We start from the raw sequence: 5,869 nt of genomic DNA, 5'->3' as shown, positions 1-5,869 counted from the left end.
TCGGCATCGGCATCGGCATCGTCATCGGCATCGGCCGCATCCACGGCCCGGTCCGTCGCCCCCTCGGCCGTACCGACCCGCACGCGGTAACTCCCGCGCCCGCAGAGGCAATTGCAGCCAATCGTGTCGCGCATCTTGCCGACAATATTGCCAGGCGGTTACACAAGTGGGTCATGGGAAGGACGACGACACTCCGCAGCAGAGTCCGCACCATCCTGACAACCGTGAGCGTGCTCGGTCTCGGGCTGCTGTCCCCGATCGCCGTACACGCGCTGAAATCCCCTCCCGCACAAGGGAGTTCGCACCGCCCATCGCTGGTGGTCCCCACCGCCTCCGGCAAGGTGAAGGGACAGGCGGGGACCGGATACGACGCCTGGCTCGGCATCCCGTACGCCACCACCGCCGCCGACCGCTGGACGGTCCCCCGCCCGGCCGCTTCCTGGACGGGCGTCCGCGACGCCACCCGCTTCGGCGACCGCTGCGCCCAGCCCTCCGGCTGGGACCCCGGCTACGAGAAGGCGATCACCACCGAGGACTGCCTCGGCCTCAACGTCTATGCCCCGCAAGGGAGTAGCGCCGACGCCCCGGTCGTGGTCTGGATCCACGGCGGCGGTTTCTTCGGCGGCGCGGGGCAGGACACCAATCCGCGCAATTTCGTCCAGCAGACCGGCGCGGTCGTCGTCACCGTCAACTACCGCCTGGGCCCGCTCGGTTACCTCAACCTCCCCGAACTCCGTGCCGAGAACGCCAACGGGGCAGGAAACTACGGCCTGTTGGACCAGCAGGCGGCGCTGCGCTGGGTGCGGTCCAACATCGGGCACTTCGGCGGCGACGCGGGCGACGTCACCATCGCGGGCCAGTCCGCGGGCGGCAGTTCGGTCTGCGACCAGCTCGCCTCGCCCACCGCCAAGGGCCTGTTCGCCCACGCGGTCATCATGAGCGGCGGCTGCGCCCTCCAGTCGGCGGCGGCCGGTGAGACGCAGAGCCGGGCCTTCGTCCAGGAGATCGGCTGCGCCACCGCCCCCGACGTCCTCGCCTGTCTCCGCGCCAAGCCCGCCACCGCGATCCTCGCCGCCCAGCTGAAGGCCCCGGTTCGCCCGTCCCTCGGCGGCACGGCCTTCCCGCTCGACCCCGGAACAGCCGTACGGACAGGGAACTTCACCAGGGTCCCCGTGATGCTGGGCCAGACCAACAGCGAACGCGGCCTGTTCACCTTCCAGAACTACGACTACCTCGGCACACCGATGACCGCCGACCAGTACACCCGGTCGGTGAAGTCGACGTACGGCACGAACGCCGACAAGGTCCTCGCCGAGTACCCGCTGACCGCCTACCCCAGCCCGGGCCAGGCCTGGACCGCCGTCCAGAACGGCTCGACCTCCTACGACCGCCAGCAGCTGATGGCACGGCTGTCGCGCTGGGTGCCGACGTACGCCTACGAGTTCGCCGAGAGCGACACCCCGCACTTCACCTCGATCTTCCGCCTCCAGCAACAGAGCGCCACCGCACGCGACTTCCCCTTCGGCGGCGCCATCCACGTCGACGACCTCGGCTACCTCTGGGACTACCTGGGCCAGACCCTGCCCTACGACGACGACCAACTGGAGCTGTCCCACCAGATGATCACCTTCTGGGGCCACTTCACCGCGACGGGCGACCCGAACGGCTCGGGCACCCCGAACTGGCCGAAGTACCGCACGGGGACAGGGGAGTTGATGTCCCTGAAGGCCTGCGACACGGCCCCGTCGAGCGACGCACCTCCGGCCGCCTGCTCCAGGTCCACGCGCGGCTTCGCCGAGGAACACGACCTGGACTTCTGGGGGAGTCTCGGAGCACCGTGAGTTGTTTTGAACGTGTTCAAATATCGGCGTAAGCTGCCACCATGAACGACAGAGCCGCCCTTCTGAAGGGCATCCGCGTCTGGCTTGCCCTGTTCGTCGTCTGCCTGGTGCTCAGCGGCGCCACCGCCTTCCCGCTGGTCCACGAACTCCGCTGGACCGAGGACGTGTTGACGTCCCTGTCCGTACCGCACTACCTGCCCGCCCTCGCGGACTGGATCGAGCGCGTACGCCAGGGACTCGACACCGCCGACACCGACTACCCCTTCCTCCTCTACGGCACGGACTGGCTGGCCTTCGCCCACCTCGTCATCGCGGTCGCCTTCTACGGCCCCTACCGCGACCCGGTCCGCAACATCTGGGTCGTCGAGTTCGGGATGATCGCCTGCGCCGGGATCGTCCCGCTCGCCCTGATCTGTGGACCGATCCGCGGAATTCCCCTCTGGTGGACGGTGATCGACATGTCCTTCGGGGTCATCGGGATCGTCCCGCTGTACGTCGTACGGAAGAAGATCAAGCGGCTGGAGGCGGTACTCGCGCCAACTCCCGCACCGGGGCCGGCTACTTGAGGGCGGCCAGCGCGATCCGCATCGCGACCGCGTTCATCGACTCGCCCTTGGCGTCCGTCGAGTTGACCGAGTAGACGAGGGTGCGGGACAGGTCGCGAGTGGCGAGGACGACCGCGCTGTAGCCGTACCGGGCACCGGACTTGAGCCAGTACACCTTCCCGCCGTACTCGAACCGCTGGAGCCCGGCGCTGTAACTGGCGCCCTCGACACCGGCCGGCACCGTGAACATCTCCTTCAGCTGCGGTCCCGGCACGATCCGACCCCGGAACAGCGCCGTGATCAGCCGTTCCAGGTCGGCGGTCGTCGAGATCATGTCGCCGGCCGCCCACCGGTCCGCCTGGTTCCAGTCGGTGACATCGACGAACTCCGCTGTGCCGTCGGCCTGTTGGACCACCTGGTAGCCGTGGTTGTGCGGGCCGCGGATGCGCGGGTCGGTGCCGGGGAAGTACGTGTCCCGCATGCCCGCCGGACGCAGCACGAGCCGGGTGGCCTCCGAGGCGTACGAGTGCCCCGTCACCTTCTCGACCAGCAGACCGAGGATCGTGTAGTTGATGTTGAGGTAGTCCTGCTGCGTACCCGGCCGGAACTCGGGCCCCTTCGCCACCGCCGACGCGACGACCTGCCGGGGCGTGAGCGTGTCGAAGCGGTGCGCGTACTGGTCCTCGAAGGCGTCCCCGAAGCCGTCACCGGCCTGGATGCCACTCGTGTGGTTCAGCAACTGCCGTACGGATATGGGCTCGAAGGCCTTCGTGAGCAGCCCCGGCAGGTAGTGCTGGACCGGTGTGTCCAGGTCGACCTTCCCCTGTGCGGCGAGCCGGAGCACCGTCGCCGCCGTCACGACCTTCGTCGTCGAGCCGGCCCGGAAGCGGGCGTCCGGATCGGCGGCGGCACCGCTCTCCAGATCGTGCACCCCGGCACTTCCGCGCCAGCTCCCGTCCGTCCCTCCCACCCGCACGAGAGCCGCGGTGGCATCCGCGTCCGGCAGCCCGGCGAGCGCGGCCCGCAGCGCCTCGGCGTCCGGACCGGCCGTTCCCCGTACGGCAGTTGAGGGGGACGGGGACGCGGCGAACGCGGGTGCGGCCAGCGGTCCGGCCGCGAGGGCGAGGACGAGCGAGGCGGTGAGGACGGTGGTGCGACGGCGGGTGCGCATCGGCTGCTCCTGAGATCTCCGGCGGGTGTCGGTGATCAGCCTCGTCCGGTACGCCCGTCACCGGATCGTCGGCGAGGAGGGCAGCCACCCCTGGTGTCACCCGGACCAACTCCCTTACGGCACAAGGGATTTACCGGGGTTGCCCCCTACGGGATCCAACCCGGCGCCGCAAAAACTGTTATCGCCGAAGCCTTCACCCCGTCTCCCTCTGCGTCCTCCGTTTCCTCACGCACCGGAGCCACCCACATGGCCACGAACGCCCCCGAGCCGACCGGCGCACCCGAGCCGACCGGCGCCCGCAAGCCCGCCAACAAGCACCGCCTCACCCGCCGGGGCCTCTTCACGCTCGGCGGCGGAATCGCGGCGGCGGGAGTGGTCGGCGGGGGGATCGCCGCGTTCTCCGGAGGCGGTGCGGACGCCGCGCAGCCCGGCACCGCCATCGGCACCGCCACCGCCCGGCCGCAGGCCCTGACCCACCCGGGCATGCTGCACAACGCCGGTGACCTGCACCGCGCCAAGGTCCGCGTCGCCGCCCGCAAGGACCCCTGGCTGAAGGGCTGGACGCGGCTCACCGACAACAGGCACTCCGCCAGCACCTGGCAGCCCCGCCCGCAGGCCGTCGTCGTACGCGGCGGCACCGGCCAGAACTACGTCACCCTCTACAACGACATCCACGCCGCCTACCAGAACGCCCTGCGCTGGCAGATCGGCGGCACCAAGGCCAACGGCGACACGGCCGTCGCCATCCTCAACGCCTGGTCGGCCACGCTCACTTCGGTCAACGGCAACTCCGACCGCTTCCTGGCCTCCGGCATCTACGGCTACCAGTTCGCCAACGCCGCCGAACTCGTCCGCGACCACCCGGACTTCGAGTTCGCCCGCTTCAAGAAGATGCTGCAGACCGTCTTCGTGCCGATGAACACCGACTTCCTCACCAACCACAACACCGCCAACATCACCAACTACTGGGCGAATTGGGACCTGTGCAACGTCGCCTCCCTCATGGCGGCCGGCATCCTGTGCGACGACCGCGCCACCTTCGAACGCGCGGTGACGTACATGAAGTCCGGTGCGGGCAACGGCTCGTTCACGCACGCCATCCCCTTCGTCTACAGCGGCCAGAACCTCGCCCAGTGGCAGGAGAGCGGCCGCGACCAGGGCCACACCATGATGGGCATGGGCCTCATGGGCGCGATCTGCGAGATGGCCTGGAACCAGGGCATCGACCTCTACGGCTACCGCGACAACCGGTTCATGAAGGCCGCCGAGTACGTCGCCAAGTACAACCTCGGCGCGGCCGTGCCCTTCACGACGTACGCCTGGCGCAGCGGACAGGGCGCCGGACGGTACATGGAGCAGCCTGTGATCTCCGACATAGCCCGGGGCGCCGTTCGCCCGGTTTGGGAGATTCTGCACAACCACTACGCCCGCCGACGGCGCCTGAACACCCCGTTCATCACCCTCATGGCTGAGAAGGTGCGTGCGGAGGGCGGTGGCGGCGACTACGGGCCCAACAGCGGCGGCTACGACCAACTCGGCTTCGGGACGCTGCTGTACAGCAAGTGACACCGTCGTGGACCACATGACACCGGAGAGGGTGAGGGGCGACATGGACGGCCGGCAGTGGCACTCCACCATCGAGGCGGCACAGGCCGGTGACCGGCGGGCGCTGGACGAACTGGTCGCGGGCTGGCTGCCGTTGGTCTACAACGTGGTCGGCCGCGCCCTCAACGGCCATGCGGACGTGGACGACGTGGTCCAGGAGACGATGCTCCGCGCCGTCGACCACCTCGGCTCGCTCCGCGACCCCGACAGCTTCCGGTCCTGGCTCGTCGCGATCGCCATGCGCCAGATCCGGGACCGGGCCCGCCGCCGCAAATCCCCCGACCAACTCCCGGACGGACTACCGGGCGACGCCGCCGACTTCGCCGAACTGACCGTCCTCCGGCTCCAGTTGGAGGGCCAGCGGCGCGAGCACGCGGCGGTCCGCGTCCAGCGCATGAAGGAACGCCTGGAGACCGCCCGGGCCATCGTCCGCGCCCTCGACGGCGCCTGCCCCGAACTCCGCGAGGTCACCGCCCGCCGGGACGGCCGCCAGGACTCGGTCTGGCGCAAACGCGTGGCCCGCCACCTGCGGGGCTGCGCCTACTGCGGCGACCCCCGAGAGTCCGTAGTCCCCGCGGAACGCCTCCTTGTCGGCATCGCCCTGGTCCCCCTCCCGCTCGGCTTCACCCTCTCCCTGGCCTTCGGCGCGAAGACGGCGGCGGCCGCGACGGGGGTGGCCGGGGCGGCTTTCGCAGCCGGGGCGAGTG

Annotated in this window: 5 protein-coding genes; 4 read left to right on the top strand and 1 reads right to left on the bottom strand. The window is 69.8% G+C overall.

Going from position 1 to position 5,869, the window contains the following annotated elements; translation table 11 throughout:
- Positions 1–224: 224 nt before the first annotated feature.
- Both JHN45_RS49995 and JHN45_RS49990 read left to right on the top strand, forming a co-directional pair.
- Positions 225–1,841, top strand: coding sequence for a carboxylesterase family protein (locus tag JHN45_RS49995; protein WP_307783436.1), 1,617 nt, complete (start codon positions 225–227; stop codon positions 1,839–1,841).
- 41 nt (positions 1,842–1,882) lie between these two features.
- The gene (locus JHN45_RS49990) at positions 1,883–2,407 is read left to right on the top strand and encodes a hypothetical protein (protein WP_200716950.1); all 525 of its coding nucleotides are present in this window, start codon (positions 1,883–1,885) and stop codon (positions 2,405–2,407) included.
- Here JHN45_RS49990 and JHN45_RS49985 read toward each other — a convergent pair.
- Positions 2,400–3,557, bottom strand: a complete 1,158-nt coding sequence (locus JHN45_RS49985; protein ID WP_200716951.1) for a serine hydrolase — start codon at positions 3,555–3,557, stop codon at positions 2,400–2,402. The two genes, JHN45_RS49990 and JHN45_RS49985, sit on opposite strands and share 8 nt — an antisense overlap.
- 246 nt (positions 3,558–3,803) lie before the next feature.
- On the opposite strand from JHN45_RS49985, the gene JHN45_RS49980 reads away from it, so the two are divergent.
- The gene (locus tag JHN45_RS49980) at positions 3,804–5,123 is read left to right on the top strand and encodes an alginate lyase family protein (RefSeq protein ID WP_200716952.1); all 1,320 of its coding nucleotides are present in this window, start codon (positions 3,804–3,806) and stop codon (positions 5,121–5,123) included.
- A gap of 43 nt (positions 5,124–5,166) precedes the next feature.
- Positions 5,167–5,869 (top strand): sigma-70 family RNA polymerase sigma factor (locus JHN45_RS49975; RefSeq protein ID WP_201056100.1); only part of this gene is annotated, 703 nt, incomplete at its 3' end.

Source organism: Streptomyces sp. MBT53 (genome assembly GCF_016654115.1).
In the GTDB taxonomy this organism is placed as follows: domain Bacteria; phylum Actinomycetota; class Actinomycetes; order Streptomycetales; family Streptomycetaceae; genus Streptomyces.
The sequence above is the reverse complement of the archived record's forward strand: the minus strand, read 5'-3'. Positions and strand labels throughout refer to the sequence as shown.

Bases quoted from the DNA above. Each gene is read 5' to 3' on its own strand.
- JHN45_RS49990 (WP_200716950.1), top strand. From the start codon at position 1,883: ATGAACGACAGAGCCGCCCTTCTGAAGGGCATCCGCGTCTGGCTTGCC.
- JHN45_RS49985 (WP_200716951.1), bottom strand. From the start codon at position 3,557: ATGCGCACCCGCCGTCGCACCACCGTCCTCACCGCCTCGCTCGTCCTC.
- JHN45_RS49980 (WP_200716952.1), top strand. From the start codon at position 3,804: ATGGCCACGAACGCCCCCGAGCCGACCGGCGCACCCGAGCCGACCGGC.